Source organism: Variovorax robiniae (assembly GCF_037889955.1).
Lineage (GTDB): Bacteria > Pseudomonadota > Gammaproteobacteria > Burkholderiales > Burkholderiaceae_C > Variovorax > Variovorax robiniae.
This window is the reverse complement of record NZ_JBBKZS010000017.1, coordinates 1-15,142: the sequence shown is the minus strand read 5'-3', so window position 1 is coordinate 15,142 and position 15,142 is coordinate 1. Positions and strand designations below refer to the sequence as shown.

At 65.0% G+C, this 15,142-nt stretch carries 19 protein-coding genes; 15 read left to right on the top strand and 4 right to left on the bottom strand.

Annotated elements, in window-relative coordinates; translation table 11 throughout:
• Window positions 1-3: 3 nt before the first annotated feature.
• Window positions 4-750 (bottom strand): SDR family oxidoreductase, encoded by a 747-nt coding sequence (locus tag WKW79_RS28010; RefSeq protein WP_340338506.1) that lies wholly within the window; start codon window positions 748-750, stop codon window positions 4-6.
• A 75-nt stretch (window positions 751-825) separates the two neighbouring features.
• Between WKW79_RS28010 and WKW79_RS28005 the strand changes: the two genes are divergently transcribed.
• From WKW79_RS28005 to WKW79_RS27995, 3 genes are read left to right on the top strand one after another with little or no spacing between them, the layout of a single operon-like run.
• The gene (locus tag WKW79_RS28005; RefSeq protein WP_340338505.1) at window positions 826-1,422 is read left to right on the top strand and encodes a 2-hydroxychromene-2-carboxylate isomerase; all 597 of its coding nucleotides are present in this window, start codon (window positions 826-828) and stop codon (window positions 1,420-1,422) included.
• A gap of 27 nt (window positions 1,423-1,449) precedes the next feature.
• On the top strand, window positions 1,450-2,133 hold the full coding sequence (locus WKW79_RS28000; protein ID WP_340338504.1) for a dienelactone hydrolase family protein: 684 nt from the start codon (window positions 1,450-1,452) through the stop codon (window positions 2,131-2,133).
• Window positions 2,134-2,137: 4 nt separating this feature from the next.
• Window positions 2,138-3,010 carry an amidohydrolase family protein gene (locus WKW79_RS27995; protein WP_340338503.1) on the top strand — a complete coding sequence of 291 codons (873 nt, stop codon included), beginning with the start codon at window positions 2,138-2,140 and terminating at the stop codon, window positions 3,008-3,010.
• Window positions 3,011-3,014: 4 nt separating this feature from the next.
• On the opposite strand, the gene WKW79_RS27990 is transcribed toward WKW79_RS27995, so the two are convergent.
• Window positions 3,015-3,929 (bottom strand): LysR family transcriptional regulator, encoded by a 915-nt coding sequence (locus WKW79_RS27990; protein ID WP_340338502.1) that lies wholly within the window; start codon window positions 3,927-3,929, stop codon window positions 3,015-3,017.
• A 119-nt stretch (window positions 3,930-4,048) separates the two neighbouring features.
• Between WKW79_RS27990 and WKW79_RS27985 the strand changes: the two genes are divergently transcribed.
• From WKW79_RS27985 to WKW79_RS27975, 3 genes are read left to right on the top strand one after another with little or no spacing between them, the layout of a single operon-like run.
• Window positions 4,049-4,186, top strand: a complete 138-nt coding sequence (locus tag WKW79_RS27985; protein ID WP_340338501.1) for a hypothetical protein — start codon at window positions 4,049-4,051, stop codon at window positions 4,184-4,186.
• 28 nt (window positions 4,187-4,214) lie between these two features.
• Window positions 4,215-4,571, top strand: coding sequence for an alpha/beta hydrolase (locus WKW79_RS27980; RefSeq protein WP_340338500.1), 357 nt, complete (start codon window positions 4,215-4,217; stop codon window positions 4,569-4,571).
• Between the two features lie 43 nt (window positions 4,572-4,614).
• Window positions 4,615-4,989 (top strand): DUF4148 domain-containing protein, encoded by a 375-nt coding sequence (locus tag WKW79_RS27975; RefSeq protein ID WP_340338499.1) that lies wholly within the window; start codon window positions 4,615-4,617, stop codon window positions 4,987-4,989.
• Window positions 4,990-5,070: 81 nt separating this feature from the next.
• On the opposite strand, the gene WKW79_RS27970 is transcribed toward WKW79_RS27975, so the two are convergent.
• A complete protein-coding gene (locus WKW79_RS27970; protein WP_340338498.1) occupies window positions 5,071-6,213 on the bottom strand; it encodes a magnesium transporter CorA family protein in 1,143 nt (380 codons plus the stop codon).
• A 60-nt stretch (window positions 6,214-6,273) separates the two neighbouring features.
• Window positions 6,274-7,278 carry a porphobilinogen synthase gene (gene hemB, locus WKW79_RS27965; protein ID WP_340338497.1) on the bottom strand — a complete coding sequence of 335 codons (1,005 nt, stop codon included), beginning with the start codon at window positions 7,276-7,278 and terminating at the stop codon, window positions 6,274-6,276.
• 375 nt (window positions 7,279-7,653) lie between these two features.
• Between hemB and WKW79_RS27960 the strand changes: the two genes are divergently transcribed.
• The 9 genes from WKW79_RS27960 to WKW79_RS27920 form a co-directional block, all read left to right on the top strand.
• Window positions 7,654-8,091, top strand: a complete 438-nt coding sequence (locus WKW79_RS27960) for a CopD family protein (protein WP_340338496.1) — start codon at window positions 7,654-7,656, stop codon at window positions 8,089-8,091.
• A gap of 4 nt (window positions 8,092-8,095) precedes the next feature.
• Window positions 8,096-9,205, top strand: coding sequence for a VanZ family protein (locus tag WKW79_RS27955; RefSeq protein ID WP_340338495.1), 1,110 nt, complete (start codon window positions 8,096-8,098; stop codon window positions 9,203-9,205).
• A gap of 174 nt (window positions 9,206-9,379) precedes the next feature.
• Window positions 9,380-9,733: a (2Fe-2S) ferredoxin domain-containing protein gene (locus WKW79_RS27950; RefSeq protein WP_340338494.1), complete on the top strand. Its 354-nt coding sequence runs from the start codon at window positions 9,380-9,382 to the stop codon at window positions 9,731-9,733.
• Between the two features lie 2 nt (window positions 9,734-9,735).
• Entirely contained in the window at window positions 9,736-10,368 is a 633-nt protein-coding gene (locus tag WKW79_RS27945) for an alpha/beta hydrolase (protein WP_340338493.1), read from the top strand.
• A gap of 25 nt (window positions 10,369-10,393) precedes the next feature.
• Window positions 10,394-11,563, top strand: a complete 1,170-nt coding sequence (locus tag WKW79_RS27940; RefSeq protein ID WP_340338492.1) for a D-alanyl-D-alanine carboxypeptidase family protein — start codon at window positions 10,394-10,396, stop codon at window positions 11,561-11,563.
• 120 nt (window positions 11,564-11,683) lie between these two features.
• Entirely contained in the window at window positions 11,684-12,061 is a 378-nt protein-coding gene (gene rpsL / locus WKW79_RS27935) for a 30S ribosomal protein S12 (RefSeq protein WP_213954645.1), read from the top strand.
• Between the two features lie 177 nt (window positions 12,062-12,238).
• Entirely contained in the window at window positions 12,239-12,712 is a 474-nt protein-coding gene (gene rpsG, locus WKW79_RS27930) for a 30S ribosomal protein S7 (RefSeq protein ID WP_114968651.1), read from the top strand.
• 84 nt (window positions 12,713-12,796) lie between these two features.
• Complete coding sequence (gene fusA / locus WKW79_RS27925) at window positions 12,797-14,896, top strand: elongation factor G (protein ID WP_340338491.1); 2,100 nt, start codon at window positions 12,797-12,799, stop codon at window positions 14,894-14,896.
• A 139-nt stretch (window positions 14,897-15,035) separates the two neighbouring features.
• A partial coding sequence (locus tag WKW79_RS27920) for a GTP-binding protein (protein ID WP_295178652.1) occupies window positions 15,036-15,142 on the top strand: 107 nt, incomplete at its 3' end.

Genomic DNA, 15,142 nt, shown 5'->3' with positions numbered 1-15,142 from the left:
ATGTCATCGCCCTCCGGTCACATCGAGGATCGTTCCCGTGGTGTAGCTGGACTCGTCCGACAGCAGCCAGACGATGCCGTGCGCCACTTCCTCGGCGCTGCCCGTGCGCTTCATCGGCACGGTCGACGCGAGTTGCTTCGCGCGATCGGGCAGGCCGCCGGAGGCATGGATCTCGGTCTCGATCAAACCCGGGCACACCGCGTTCACGCGGATGCCTTCGTCCGCCACTTCCTTGGCCAGGCCGATGGTGAGGGTGTTGATCGCGCCCTTGCTCGCCGCGTAGTCGACGTACTGCCCCGGCGAGCCGAGCCGTGCCGCCGCGCTCGACAGGTTGACGATGACGCCACCCTTGCCGCCATGCCGCGTGCTCATGCGCTTCACCGCCTCGCGTGCGCAGACGATGCTGCCGATCACGTTGATGCGCATCATGCGTTCCAGCCGCGCCACGCTCATCTCGTCGACGCGTGCCTGCATGTCGACCACGCCGGCGTTGTTGACGAAGCCGGCGAGCGGGCCGAGTTCGGCATCCACCCGCGCGAACATCGCCAGCACCTGCGCCTCCTCGCCGACGTCGCCCTGCACCGCGATCGCCGTGCCGCCGCCGTCGCGGATCGCTTTTACCACCTCATCGGCCGCCGCCGCCTGGCTCGCGTAATTGACCGCCACCGCCCAGCCGCGTTGCGCGGCAAGAAGGGCCGTCGCCGCGCCGATGCCGCGACTGCCGCCTGTGACCAACAGAACCTTGTTCAAAGCCCATCTCCTGCACAGAATCCGTGCCTCAGTTAAAACCCCTCGACCGCCCGATTACATCATCGAGGAGACGGCATGCGCCGAACCATCGACTACTACTTCACCCCGCAGAGTCCCTGGACCTATCTCGGCCACACGCGCTTCGCCGCCATCGCGCAGGCCGCTGGCGCCTCCGTGCGTGTGCGGCCGGTGGACCTGGGCGCGGTGTTCCCGGTCTCGGGCGGCCTGCCGCTCGGCAAGCGTGCGCCGCAGCGGCAGGCCTACCGGCTGGTGGAACTCGCGCGCTTCTCGCGCCACCTCGGCATGCCGCTGACGCCCAAGCCCAAGTTCTTTCCGGTGGCGACCGACGATGCGTCCAAGCTCATCATCGCGGCCGACCTGCACGAAGGCACCGAGGCCGCGATGAAGCTGTGCGGCGCGATCTTCGCGGCGGTGTGGGTGGACGAACTCAACATCGCCGACCCGAAGCACCTCGAGCGGTTGGTTCTCGGATGCGGCATGCCCGCGCGCCTCATCGACCAATCGCAAAGCCAGGCAGCGCAGGAGGCCTACGAGCAGTACACGCAAGAGGCCATCGATGCCGGCGTGTTCGGCGCGCCCAGCTATGTGCTCGATGGCGAGATCTTCTGGGGCCAGGACCGGCTCGCTTTCCTCGCCAACGCCTTGCAATAACCTTCAACACCAACGGAGCAACCGACCATGGGCCAATTCATCGATCTCACTGCCAAGGACGGCTTCACCTTCCCGGCCTACGTGGCCGAGCCCGCGGGCCAGCCGAAGGGCGCCGTCGTCGTGGTGCAGGAGATCTTCGGCGTCAACTCGCACATCCGCGCCGTGGCCGACGGCTATGCGGCATCGGGCTACCTCGCCGTGGCACCGGCCACCTTCCACCGCGTGAAGCAGGGCGTCGAACTGGGCTACACCGAGGACGACATGAAGGCCGGCTTCGCACTCAAGATGGCCGTCGAGGCGCTGCCGCCGCCGGGCGTGCTGCAGGACATCCAGGCCGCGGTCGACTACGCGGGCAAGGCCGGCAAGGTCGGCATCGTGGGCTACTGCTGGGGCGGCCTGCTGACCTGGCGCTCGGCCGCGGTGGTGTCAGGCCTGTCGGCCGCGGCGCCGTACTACGGCGGTGGCATGACCACGCCCGAGGAAAGCGCGCTGCAGCCCAAGGTTCCAGTGCTGGTCCACTTCGGCAACAACGACCACTGGATTCCGATGCCGACCGTGGATGCCTTCCGCGCCGCACATCCGGAGGTCGAAGTGCACGTGTACGAGTGCGGCCACGGCTTCAATTGCGACCAGCGCGGCTCGTACAACGCCGAGGCGGCGAAGCTGGCGCGCGAGCGCACGCTGGCCTTCTTCGCCAAGTACGTCGGCTGACGGCGTGCGCGCACTGGCTTTTGCACTGCTCGCGGCCGGCGCGCTCGCCGCGCAGGCCGCCGACTACGCCGGCCCGCTGTTCGACACCCACCTGCACTACAACCAGGAAGCGTGGGACGGCAACACCGGCCCGTACCCGCCGACCGAGGCGTTGGCACGCATGCAGCGCAACGGTGTGAAGGCCATCATCGCCAATTCGCGCCCCAACGCCGGCACGCAGACGCTCGCGGCGGCGCGGGAGACGCGCGAGGCCGGCGTCACCGTCGTGCCCTTCGTGCGGCTCTATCGCAACCGGGACGACTACAGCAACTGGTTCCGCGACGAGTCGATCTACGAGATGGTGCAGACCGAACTGGCACGCGGCACCGCGAGCGGCCCGTACCGTGGCCTCGGCGAGTTCCACCTCTATGAAAGCGCCAACGCCAATGGCCCCGTCGCGAAAAAGCTGATTGTCCTGGCCGAGCAGAAAAAGCTCGCCGTGCTGGCCCACGTCGATGACACGGCGATCGACCTGCTGATGGCCAACGCCCCGTCCGGCGGCCAGCAGTTGCGCATCATCTGGGCCCACACCGGCATCGGCGGCCCGCCGGTGGCGCGCGTGCGGGCGCTGCTGGAACGCTACCCGCTGCTGATGGGCGAACTGTCCTACCGCCCCGGCCTGACCTGCGCCGACGGCAAGCTGTGCCCTGAGTGGAAAGAGCTGATCCTGCAGCACCCCGGCCGTTTCATGGTCGGCTCCGACACCTGGGTCAACCAGCGCTGGAGCGCCTACGACGAGCTGATGCAGGGCTACCGCGGCTGGCTCGGCGACCTGCCGCCCGCGGTGGCGCAACGCATCGCGTGGGGCAACGCGGCGGGGTTGTTCGGGTTGCAGTAGCCGGTCAGACTTTCTTCGGCCGCACGATCTTTGACGGCCCCTTGATGCGCGTCTCCAGGAAGTCCAGCAGCGCCCTCAGCGCGGCGCTGTTGTGGCGCCGTTGCAGGTACGCCGCCGACAGCCACATGTCGCTGCGCACATAGGGCTGCAGCACGGGTTCCAGTTCCCCCTTGTCGATGTGCGACTGCACCAGCAGCGCCGGCAGGTACAGCACGCCGAAGCCGTGCAGTGCCACCTCGATCAGCGGCGCGCCCTCGGTGGCATCCATCCGGCTCTTCACGTTGACGCGGACCGGCTTGCCATCGACCACGAAGACCCATTGCGGATGCTGGCCCTGGTTGAAGTTGGTCAGCGCATCGTGGTGCGCGAGCTCCGACGGATGCTCCGGCTTGCCATGCTTCTTCCAGTAGCGCGGTGACGCGCAGACCACCAGGTCCATCAGCAGCAGCCGCCGCACGATCAGGTTGTCGTCCGTGATCGGCCCGAAGCGCAGGGCCAGGTCGATGCCTTCCTCGGCCATGTCGACAGTACGGTTCGTCAATTGAAGGCTGATGTGCACGTCGGGGTAGTGGCCCATGAACTGCGCCAGCATCCCCGGCAGGTTGCCCTGGCCCATGCCGTGGGTGGCGGAGATGCGCAGGCGCCCGCGTGGCTGCTCTGCCAGCCCCTGCATCTCGGCCTGGGTCGACTCCACCATTTCCAGTACCGGCTTGCTGCGATCCAGCAGCAGGGCGCCGGCATCGGTGAGGCTGACCGAGCGCGTGGACCGATTCAGCAGGCGCACGCCGAAGCGCGTCTCCAGCTCGGCGACGTACTTGCTGACCGTGGCCTTGGACATTTCGAGCTTGGTCGCGGCTTTGGAAAAGCTGCCGCAGGCCGCCACTTCCCTGAAGGTCTTGATGAGGTCGAGGCTGTCCATTGTTTCCAGTTCGTGAACGCGGTGATTCGATTTTCGAGGGTTTTTACCTAGATAACGCGTCCAAAATTCGATGCACGGGGACGCACTACTGCAAATCCGCCGAAATGAAGGAACAAGAAATGACCGCCAAGTTCATCGACGTTTTCAGGGCCCTGCTGACTGTCACCCGCGCGCAAGCAGAAACGTATGCCGCAGCGCGCGCGCTGCACATGATGCCCGTTGCCATGCGCACGGCATCGTTGAAGTCCCATCTGTAAGTCCAGTCCAACCCAAGGAATCATCATCATGAAGACCTCGAACATCATCGCAGCCGCCGCCATCGCCCTCTTCGCCGCCGCCGGCGCCCAGGCTGAAACCTACGAAGGCGTGCAGCCGTTGACGAACCAGCGCTCGCGTGCCGAAGTCGCCGCTGAAGCGACCGTCGCCGCCCACTCGGCCAACCCCTACGCCGAAGGCGCCAACGACAGCGTGGTCGCCGCCACCAATGGCAGCGTCGACCGCAGCGTCGTCCGCGCAGAAGCCGTCGCCAAGGCGCACGACCCGTTCGCCAGCCTGGACCGCCGCGCCTTCTACCGCGACACCGTTCCTGCGCAATACAACAAGGTCCGTCGCCCGGCCGAACAGCGCCAAGCCGCTCTGTAAATCCGCTCCCACGCTGCCCACACCACCTGAGCTGAGACCACCCATGAAAGCCTCGAACCTCCTCGCCGCCGCCGCATTGGCCCTCGTCGGACTCATCGCCGCGACGGGCGTCCAGGCGGAGACGTACGAAGGCGTTCAAGCGCCGGTGTCCGGCCTCAACCGTGCGGACGTGCAAAGCGAAGCCATTCGCACGGCCACCGCGCCGGACCAGAACGTGACGCGCGGTTCGCGCGGCCCGGAAACGGTTCAGGTGTCGGTTGCTCGCAGCGTGGTGAAAGCCGAAGCCGTCCGCACCGCGGCCGCCCCGGACCAGAACGTGAACCCAAGTTCACGCGTCAACAGCAAGCTGGTTTCGACCTTGGGCAACCCGGTCGACGTCCGCGCCGAGCTGGTTCGCCGGAATTCGACGCGGATGTAAACCGTCGCGTTGCGGATCAAGAAGGCCGGGCAGGTGCGCAAGCACCGCCCGGCCTTTTTCGTTGCGCGCGATCTGCAAACCCTAACGAGCTGTTCGGGCCAGATATTTCTTTCGCCAGAACACAAGCACCAGCACCACGGCGGTCACCCCCATCGCCCCCATCGCGATCCAGAACCCATCCGCCTTGTGCACCAGTGGAACGAACTCGAAGTTCATCCCGAAGATGCCGGCGATCAGGTTCAGCGGCAGGAACACGGCCGTGAGTACGGTCAGCACGCGCATGATGTCGTTGGTGCGGTGACTCTGCACGCTGAAATGCATCTGCACCGCGGTTTCCGCGTTCTGCTCCAGACGGCGCACGTGGTGCAACACGCGCTCGATGTGCTCGTGCACGTCGCGGCTGCGGATCATCACCAGTTCACGCTCGCGGCGCTCGGCCGGGTCGTCAGGCGTGGGCAGCGTCTCCAGCGCGTCGATCCAGTCCTGCACGGCGCTTCGCTGGTCCTCGCAGATCTCGTCGAGCCGATGCAGGGACTGGCGCGCCTGCATCAGCGCGCCCCAGTTGGAGAAGCGGCTCCTGACGTCGATCAGTTCCGCCTGCCAGTGGTCGATCTGGCGGGTCATCTCGCGCCGCAGTTCCAGATACCCGTCGACGATCTGGTTGACCAGCCGGAGCATCAGGTCGGCCGGGCCGGTTGGCAGGCGCTTGCTGGTGGGCCGTCCGTCGGGCGGGGGCGCTGCCACCGCGCCCGGCGTGCCGGCGGCCAGCAGCTTGGCCGCGTACGCGTCGCGCACCGCGCCGTCTTCCGGATGCACCGACAAGAGGACCCGGTCGAACACGGCAAAGCCGACCGGACGGGTGTCGATTCGCCTGAGCAAGGCCGATCCCTCAGGTGTGGCGGAAGATGTCGGCGCCTGTGGCGCCGCGCCCGCGCTCCCCGCATTCGTCGCCAGGCGCCGGATCACCAGCACGTCGTAGATTGAGGTGTAGTCGTAGTGCGAGGGCAATTGCTCGTTGAGCAGGTCCAGCACGTGCAGGTCGACGAGTTGCGTGCCGCAAAGGCGTTGCAGGATGTCCTGCACCGTGTCGAGCTGGGCCCGGAATTCCTCTCGCGTCAGCGAAATCCAGAGATAGCTGCCGACGCCGCAGGCGCCCGGCAGGGCCAGCGGTGCCAGGGAATCATGCTCGAGCACCCGGGTGCCATTGATCTCGAAGCTGCGCATCGGTCGAGGATTTCCGCCAGTCGAAGCCGGCTTTTGCGCCCACGGAACGGGCGAAGATTGCTATTGTTTTTGTAGCAAGCGGGCCGCGTCAAGCGCAAAGTAGGTCAGCACGCCATCCGCGCCGGCGCGCTTGAAGGCGAGCAGGCTTTCCAGCATCACCGCGTCATGGTCGAGCCAGCCGTTCTGCGCGGCGGCCTTCAGCATCGCGTATTCGCCGCTCACCTGGTAGGCGAAGGTCGGCACGCGGAACTCCTCCTTCACGCGGCGCACGATGTCCAGGTACGGCATGCCGGGCTTGACCATCACCATGTCAGCGCCTTCGGCAATGTCCATGGCCACTTCGCGCAGCGCCTCGTCGGTATTGCCCGGGTCCATCTGGTAGACCTTCTTGTTGCTCTTGCCAAGGTTGGCGGCTGAGCCGACCGCGTCGCGGAACGGGCCGTAGAAGGCGCTGGCGTACTTGGCGCTGTAGGCCATGATGCGGGTGTGGATCATCCCGTCGGTTTCCAGCATGTCGCGGATCGCGCCGATGCGGCCGTCCATCATGTCGCTGGGCGCCACGATGTCCACGCCTGCCTCGGCTTGAGTGAGCGCCTGCTTCGTCAGTACTTCAACGGTTTCGTCGTTGAGAATGTAGCCGGTGTCGTCCAGCAGGCCGTCCTGGCCATGGCTGGTGTAGGGGTCGAGCGCCACGTCGGTCATCACGCCCAGTTCCGGGAAGCGCGCTTTGAGCGCGGCGACCACGCGGGGGATCAGGCCGTCCGGATTGAAGGCCTCGTCGCCCGCGGGCGTCTTGAGGCTGCTGTCGATCACCGGGAACAGGGCCATCACCGGAATGCCGAGCGCCACGCATTCCTCAGCCACCGGCAGCAGCAGATCCAGGCTCAAACGGTCGACGCCCGGCATCGAAGCCACCGCGTCGCGCTTCTTCTGGCCCTCCTGCACGAACACGGGATAGATCAGGTCATGGGCGGTCACGGCATGTTCGCGCACCAAGTTGCGTGAAAAGGCGTCGCGGCGCAGCCTGCGCGGCCGGCCGGCGGGGAAGGGGGCGAGGGGGGTCATGCCGAAAATTGTGCCTGAAGCGTCGCCGCTGAACCGGCCCGTGGGGATTGTGTCGAGCTCACGGAATCGCTTCGCCTCGACAGTGTCTCCAGCGAGTTGTTGTTTCCGCACGACCGTTCGTCCGAGGAACTCGCCTAAACGAAAACAATGGTTGTATCCAATCCACCACAAACGTCAAAAAATAGTTACCAGTAGCTTGAAAGGATCAGGTGGCTTTGTTAAATTCTGTCTTGGGCGACTTGTCGTCCCCCGCTTTTCCTCCCTGAGCGGGTGCCTTGATGTGTGACAGCAAAAGGGCTTCCTGGCCCGGCGTTTTGACGCCGGGCTTTTTTTTGCCCGCTCGCGCCGGAGCGTGCGCCCACTAAACTTCTTCGGATGCTCTGGTTCAACGTCGTCAAGTCACTGCACATCGTTTTCGTCGCAAGCTGGTTTGCCGGCCTCTTCTACCTCCCGCGCATCTTCGTGAACCTGGCCATGGTGCCGCCCGAGTCGATCGCCGAACGGGCGCGCCTCCTGCTGATGGGCCGCAAATTGATGCGTTTCACCACCATCCTGGCGATTCCCGCGCTGGCCCTCGGGCTGTGGCTCTGGCTGGGCTTCGGCGTCGGACGCGGGCCCGGCAACGGCTGGCTGCATGCCAAGCTGGCCCTGGTGCTGGTGGTCATCGGCTACCACCACGGCTGCGGCGTGCTGCTGCGGCGCTTCGAGGCGGGCGAGAACCGGCGCAGTCACCGCTGGTACCGCTGGTTCAACGAGGCGCCGGTGCTGCTGCTGCTGGCCATCGTCCTGCTGGTGGTCGTGCGTCCCTTCTGATCCGGTGGCCGCGCACAAGACAACCGCACTCCCGCTTGCGCTGGCTTATGCGGCGCTGATCGTCTACGCCAGCCTTTATCCGTTCGCCGACTGGCGCGACCAGGGCATCGCGCCATGGGCCTACCTGGCCGCGCCGTGGCCGAAGTACTGGACCGGTTTCGATCTCGCGGTCAACGTCGTGGGCTACATCCCCTTCGGCTTTCTCGCCGGCCTGACCGTGCTGCGCACGAACGCGGCATTGGCCGTGCCCGGCGCCATCCTGCGGGCGACGCTTGCCGGCGTGGCGATCTCCTTCGCCATGGAGACGCTGCAAAGCTACCTGCCTGACCGCGTGCCCTCCAACGTGGACCTCAGCCTCAATTCAGCCGGCGCCCTGATCGGCGCGGTGCTGGCGGCCGGGCTGGAGCGACTGGGCGTGATCGCGCACTGGCATACCGCCCGCTCGAAGTGGTTTGTCGAGGAGCCGCGCGGTGCCCTGGTGCTGATTGCGCTGTGGCCGATCGCGCTGCTGTTCCCGGCGGCGGTGACCTTCGGGCTGGGCCAGGTGTTCGAGCGCCTCGAGGCCAGCATCTCCGAACTGCTGATGGATACGCCCTTCATCGACTGGATGCCGGTGCGCCAGTTCGAACTGGAGCCGCTGGTGCCGGGCGTCGAACTGCTTTGCGTGATGCTGGGGGCGCTGGTGCCCTGCCTGCTGGGCTTCTTCGTGGTGCGTGCCGTGGCGCGCCGCGCGCTTTTGTTGTCGATGACCTTGCTTGCCGGCATTGCCGCCAGCGCGCTGTCGGCGGCCTTGAGCTACGGGCCGCCGCATGCCTGGTCCTGGCTCAGCTTGCCGGTTCAAGTGGGCATCGTGGCGGCCGTGGTGCTGGGCGTGCCTTTGCTCTGGGCGCCGCGCCGCGTCTGCGGGGTGCTGCTGATCCTGGCACTGGTCGTGCACCTGAGCCTGCTCAACCAGGCACCCGAGAGCGCCTACTTCGCCCAGACGCTGGCGACTTGGGAGCAGGGCCGCTTCATCCGTTTCAATGGCCTTGCGCAGTGGGTGGGCTGGCTCTGGCCCTTCGCCACGCTGGGCTACGTGGTGCTGGCGCTCTCGCGCCGCGGCGGGCAATCCTAGGGAGCCTCCGATCAAGTCCCCCGCGGACCGCGCATCCTCTGCCCGGGCGGTCTGCGGCGTTGCAAATCCTCGCCATGGCTTCGGCCATGGCTGTGGTTTGCGCCTTGCATCCCATCCCGCGCAGAGGCGCGCGTCCTCGCGTGGAACTTGATCGGAGGCTCCTAGAATCCCCCAATGTCCACGTCTTCGCCCCCCGCACCGAGCGGCTACTACGCCCGCCACATCTTCTTCTGCCTGAACGAGCGCAAGAACGGCGAAGACTCCTGCTCTCAGCACAACGCGCAGGCCGGCTTCGACCATTGCAAGATGCGCGTCAAGAAGGAAGGGCTCGCAGGCCAGGGGCAGGTTCGCGTGAACAAGGCGGGCTGTCTCGATCGCTGCGCGGGCGGACCCGTGGCCGTGGTCTATCCGGAAGCGGTCTGGTACAGCTTCGTCGACATGGAAGACATCGACGAGATCGTCGACTCGCACCTGAAGAACGGCCAGGTCGTCGAGCGCCTGCTGCTGCCGCCCAGCGTGGGGCGCTGAGCGTGAACCCGCGGACCGAGAAGCTCTCCTTGCACGGCGCCGCAGGCGTCATCGAGGCACTGCGCGATGCGCCCGTCGCCGGAACCGTGTCGCAAGGCGTGGCCGTCATCGCGCATCCGCATCCGCTGTTCGGTGGCACCATGGACAACAAGGTGGTGCAGACGCTGGCGCGGGCCTTCATCGGCGCCGGTTGGACCGCGGTGCGCTTCAACTTTCGCGGCGTCGCGGCCAGCGAAGGCGTGCACGACGAGGGGCGCGGCGAGGCCGAGGACATGCTGGCGGTGGTGCAGCAGGTCGCCGCGGACGGGCCATTGGCCATCGCCGGCTTCTCCTTCGGCGCCTTCGTCGCGATCAATGCCTTGCAATCGTTGTGGGGCGCCCGCGATGTCCAGCGCATCGCGCTGGTCGGCCCGAGCGTGGAGCGGGTGCCCCCGCCGCCCTTGCCAGCCGACTCGCACGAGCGCGTGCTGGTGGTCCACGGCGAGCAGGACGACACGGTTTCCCTCGCCGCAGTGATGGATTGGTCACGCCCGCAGTCACTTCCTGTGACAGTCGTCCCCGGGGGCGGTCATTTCTTTCACGGACAATTGCCGCTGCTCAAGAATCTCGTCGCCCGCCACCTGCGCGCGGGCTAGTTTCCCTTTCGTTCCCCCGCCTTCCATGATTCGTTTTCCGAAAGCGCTGCGTGCGCTTCTGCTTGCTTTCGTCCTGCCGTTTTGCATGTCGGCATTCGCCCAGGTCCCGGCGCCGCCGGACGTCGCGGCGCGCAGCTACCTGCTGCTGGACGTCACGGCCAACCAGATCCTCGCGCAAAAGGACATCGACACCCCGGTCGAACCCGCATCGCTGACCAAACTCATGACCGCTTACGTCGTCTTCGACGCTCTGCGGGCGAAGAAGATCACCCTGACGCAGACCCTGCCGGTCAGCCAGCGCGCCTGGAAGATGCCCGGCTCGCGCATGTTCATCGACCCCAAGATGCAGGTGCCCGTGGAAGACCTGATCAAGGGCCTGATCGTGCAGTCGGGCAACGACGCGACCATTGCGCTGGCCGAAGGCGTGGGCGGCACCGTCGAGCATTTCGTCGAACTCATGAACGAGCAGGCCAAGGCCCTCGGCATGAAGAACACCACCTTCAAAAACCCCGAAGGCCTCACCGCGCCCGGCCACACGACCACCGCCCGCGACCTGGGCATCCTCGCGACGCGCCTGCTGCGCGACTATCCGGACGAGGTCAAGTATTACGCGATCAAGAAGTATCGCTACCCCGGCACGCCATCGACCAACGACACCAATCGCAACCTGCTGCTGTTCCGCGACCCGACTGTCGACGGCCTGAAGACCGGCTACACCGAGGCTGCCGGCTTCTGCATGATCGCCACCGCCAGGCGCGATTTCCCGAACCTCGCCGGCGGTCGCCGGCTGGTGAGCATTCTCCTCGGTGCATCCAGCGAAAACGCCCGTGCCAACGAATCGCAAAAGCTGCTTAACTGGGGTTACACAGCCTACGACGCGGTCCGGCTGTTCGATGGCGGCCAGCCTGTCGCCACGCCGGCGATCTGGAAGGGCAAGCAGAACACGATCAAGATCGGCCGCGTCGAGCCGATTGTGGTGGCCGTGCCCTCGGGCTCGGCCAGCAAGATCAAGACGCAGATCGCGCGCCCCGATCCGCTGGTGGCGCCGTTCGCCAGGAACCAGGCCATCGGCTCGCTCAAGGTCACGCTGGGCGACCAGCCGGTGACGGACGTTCCGCTCGTCGCGCTCGAGGGCGTCCAGCAGGCCGGCGTCATGGGCCGCGCCTGGGATGCCATGCGCCTCTGGATCAAGTAGGGCGCGCCTGCTATAATCGTGGGCTTTTCGGAAAATTCCGAAGGGTTTCACGTTTTCGTCATCTGCAGTTCCCGTGTCACGCCGGAAGTTCAAGCTGCAGAATTTTTGGACTATTCATTCATGCCAACCATCAATCAATTGGTGCGTCAGGGCCGCGAAGTTGAGAAAGTCAACTCCAAGAGCCCTGCCATGCAGAACTCGCCGCAACGTCGCGGTGTCTGCACCCGCGTCTACACCACGACGCCTAAGAAGCCCAACTCGGCGCTTCGCAAGGTTGCCAAGGTCCGTCTGACCAATGGCTTCGAAGTCATCTCCTACATCGGCGGCGAAGGCCACAACCTGCAGGAACACAGCGTCGTGCTGGTTCGCGGCGGTCGTGTCAAGGACTTGCCCGGTGTTCGCTACCACATCGTGCGCGGTTCGCTCGACTTGCAAGGCGTGAAAGACCGCAAGCAGTCGCGTTCCAAGTACGGCGCGAAGCGTCCGAAGAAGGCCTGATCGGCTTTCTGTTTCCCGAGGGATTCGTCCTTCTGTCGTTCTCATTCAGCGGTGTTCGGCGTACCTTGGCGGGTGCATCGAACGTAGTGACCCAGGGTTGGGTCGAGTAAGTGAGAGTTTCTTGTCAGCTCTCGCGGTGCCGGAAACGGTGCCAACTGAAGCAAAGAGGTTAAAAAAATGCCACGTCGTCGCGAAGTCCCCAAACGTGAAATCCTGCCGGACCCGAAGTTCGGCAATGTCGAGCTGTCCAAATTCATGAACGTGATCATGGAAGGCGGCAAGAAGGCTGTTGCAGAACGCATCATCTACGGTGCCCTGGAACAGATCGAAAAGAAGAACCCGGGCAAGGACCCGGTCGAAGCTTTCACCATGGCCATCAACAATGTGAAGCCCATGGTCGAAGTGAAGTCGCGCCGCGTCGGCGGCGCGAACTACCAGGTGCCCGTCGAAGTGCGCCCGGTCCGTCGCCTCGCCCTGTCGATGCGCTGGATCAAGGAAGCTGCTCGCAAGCGCGGTGAAAAGTCGATGGCCCTGCGTTTGGCCAACGAACTGATGGAAGCCACGGAAGGCCGTGGCGGCGCGATGAAGAAGCGTGACGAAGTGCACCGCATGGCAGAAGCCAACAAGGCTTTCAGCCACTTCCGCTTCTAAGCACCGTCCTTTCAATCAGACCAGGCTTGAGGCCCGACCTGCCATGTGGTGGGCGGGCTTTCCGCCGTTAACGGAGTAATTCTCATGGCACGCAATACCCCCATCGAGCGCTACCGCAATATCGGTATCTCGGCGCACATCGACGCTGGCAAGACCACGACGACCGAGCGCATCCTGTTCTACACCGGTGTGAACCACAAGATCGGTGAAGTGCACGACGGCGCCGCCACGATGGACTGGATGGAGCAAGAGCAAGAGCGTGGCATCACGATCACCTCGGCTGCCACCACCTGCTTCTGGAAGGGCATGGCCCAGAATTTCCAGGAACACCGCATCAACATCATCGACACCCCCGGCCACGTGGACTTCACCATTGAAGTCGAGCGCTCGATGCGCGTGCTCGACGGCGCCGTGATGGTGTATGACGCCGTCGGCGGCGTGCAGCCCCAGTCGGAAACCGTCTGGCGCCAGGCCAACAAGTACAAGGTGCCCCGCCTCGCGTTCGTCAACAAGATGGACCGTACCGGCGCGAACTTCCTGCGCGTTCGCCAGATGATGATCGACCGCCTGAAGGCCAACCCCGTCGTGATCCAGATCCCGATCGGCGCCGAAGACAAGTTCCAGGGCATCGTCGACCTCGTGAAGATGAAGGCCATCATCTGGGACGAAGACAAGGGTGTGACCTTCACCTACGGTGAGATCCCGGCCGACCTCGTCGACGTCTGCAACGAATACCACGAGAAGCTCGTGGAAGCCGCCGCTGAATCCAGCGAAGAGCTGATGAACAAGTATCTCGAAGGCGAAAAGCTTTCGGAAGAAGAGATCAAGCTCGCCATCCGCACCCGCACGATCGCTGGCGAAATCCAGCCGATGCTCTGCGGCTCGGCCTTCAAGAACAAGGGCGTGCAGGCCATGCTCGACGCCGTCATCGAATACATGCCCGCGCCGACCGACATTCCGCCGGTCGCCGGCACCGATGACGACGAGCACCCGGTGACGCGCCAGGCCGACGACAACGAGAAGTTCTCGGCCCTCGCATTCAAGCTGATGACCGACCCGTTCGTGGGCCAGCTGACCTTTGTGCGCGTCTATTCCGGCGTGCTGAAGAAGGGCGACAGCGTCTACAACCCGGTGCGCGGCAAGAAGGAACGCATCGGCCGTATCGTGCAGATGCACGCGAACAACCGCGAAGAAGTCAGCGAAATCCGCGCCGGCGACATCGCTGCTTGCGTCGGCCTGAAGGAAGTGACCACGGGCGAAACCCTGTGCGATCCGGATTCGATCGTCACGCTCGAGCGCATGGTGTTCCCGGAATCGGTGATCTCGCAGGCTGTTGAGCCCAAGACCAAGGCCGACCAGGAAAAGATGGGCATCGCCTTGCAGCGCCTCGCGCAGGAAGATCCTTCGTTCCGCGTCAAGACCGACGAAGAATCGGGCCAGACCATCATTTCGGGCATGGGCGAGCTCCACCTCGAAATCATCGTGGACCGCATGAAGCGCGAATTCGGCGTGGAAGCCAACGTGGGCAAGCCGCAAGTGGCCTACCGCGAAACCATCCGCAAGACCGTCGAAGAAGCCGAAGGCAAGTTCGTTCGCCAGTCGGGCGGCAAGGGCCAGTACGGCCACGTCGTGCTCAAGGTCGAGCCGCAGGAAGCCGGCAAGGGCTTCGAGTTCGTCGACGCCATCAAGGGCGGTGTGGTTCCTCGCGAATACATCCCTGCGGTGGAAAAGGGCGTCATCGAAGCGTTGGGCCAGGGCGTGCTCGCCGGCTATCCGGTGGTGGACGTCAAGGTCACGCTGCACTTCGGTTCGTACCACGACGTGGACTCGAACGAAATGGCGTTCAAGATGGCTGCCATCTTCGGCTTCAAGGAAGGTTGCAAGAAGGCCAGCCCGGTCATCCTCGAGCCGATGATGGCCGTGGAAGTGGAAACGCCTGAAGACTACGCCGGCAACGTGATGGGCGACCTGTCCAGCCGTCGCGGCATGGTGCAGGGCATGGACGACATGGTCGGCGGCGGCAAGGCCATCAAGGCCGAAGTGCCCCTGTCGGAAATGTTCGGCTACTCGACCACCCTGCGCTCGATGTCGCAAGGCCGTGCCACGTACACGATGGAGTTCAAGCACTACGCTGAAGCTCCGCGCAACGTCGCCGAAGCCATCGTGGCCGCACGCGCGAAGTAATTCCAAGAATGTGGGGCGGCGCCAGGCGCTGCCCGACTTGTCTGCGATCCGGTGCCGCCCTGTTCCCGTGCGGGGCGAACCAGCAATCGGATGCAGACATAAAACCAAACCACGGGAATGCTCTTTCAAGGATTGAAAAATGGCAAAAGGCAAGTTCACCCGCACCAAGCCGCACGTCAACGTCGGCACGATCGGTCACGTCGACCACGGCAAGACCACGCTGACCGCTGCAATCGCAACGGTGCT

Excerpts from the sequence above, each read along its gene's own strand:
- WKW79_RS28005 (WP_340338505.1), top strand. The coding sequence starts at position 826 with ATGCGCCGAACCATCGACTACTACTTCACCCCGCAGAGTCCCTGGACC.
- WKW79_RS28000 (WP_340338504.1), top strand. The coding sequence starts at position 1,450 with ATGGGCCAATTCATCGATCTCACTGCCAAGGACGGCTTCACCTTCCCG.
- WKW79_RS27990 (WP_340338502.1), bottom strand. The coding sequence starts at position 3,929 with ATGGACAGCCTCGACCTCATCAAGACCTTCAGGGAAGTGGCGGCCTGC.
- WKW79_RS27985 (WP_340338501.1), top strand. The coding sequence starts at position 4,049 with ATGACCGCCAAGTTCATCGACGTTTTCAGGGCCCTGCTGACTGTCACC.
- WKW79_RS27980 (WP_340338500.1), top strand. The coding sequence starts at position 4,215 with ATGAAGACCTCGAACATCATCGCAGCCGCCGCCATCGCCCTCTTCGCC.
- WKW79_RS27975 (WP_340338499.1), top strand. The coding sequence starts at position 4,615 with ATGAAAGCCTCGAACCTCCTCGCCGCCGCCGCATTGGCCCTCGTCGGA.
- WKW79_RS27970 (WP_340338498.1), bottom strand. The coding sequence starts at position 6,213 with ATGCGCAGCTTCGAGATCAATGGCACCCGGGTGCTCGAGCATGATTCC.
- hemB (WP_340338497.1), bottom strand. The coding sequence starts at position 7,278 with ATGACCCCCCTCGCCCCCTTCCCCGCCGGCCGGCCGCGCAGGCTGCGC.
- WKW79_RS27960 (WP_340338496.1), top strand. The coding sequence starts at position 7,654 with ATGCTCTGGTTCAACGTCGTCAAGTCACTGCACATCGTTTTCGTCGCA.
- WKW79_RS27950 (WP_340338494.1), top strand. The coding sequence starts at position 9,380 with ATGTCCACGTCTTCGCCCCCCGCACCGAGCGGCTACTACGCCCGCCAC.
- WKW79_RS27940 (WP_340338492.1), top strand. The coding sequence starts at position 10,394 with ATGATTCGTTTTCCGAAAGCGCTGCGTGCGCTTCTGCTTGCTTTCGTC.
- rpsL (WP_213954645.1), top strand. The coding sequence starts at position 11,684 with ATGCCAACCATCAATCAATTGGTGCGTCAGGGCCGCGAAGTTGAGAAA.
- rpsG (WP_114968651.1), top strand. The coding sequence starts at position 12,239 with ATGCCACGTCGTCGCGAAGTCCCCAAACGTGAAATCCTGCCGGACCCG.
- fusA (WP_340338491.1), top strand. The coding sequence starts at position 12,797 with ATGGCACGCAATACCCCCATCGAGCGCTACCGCAATATCGGTATCTCG.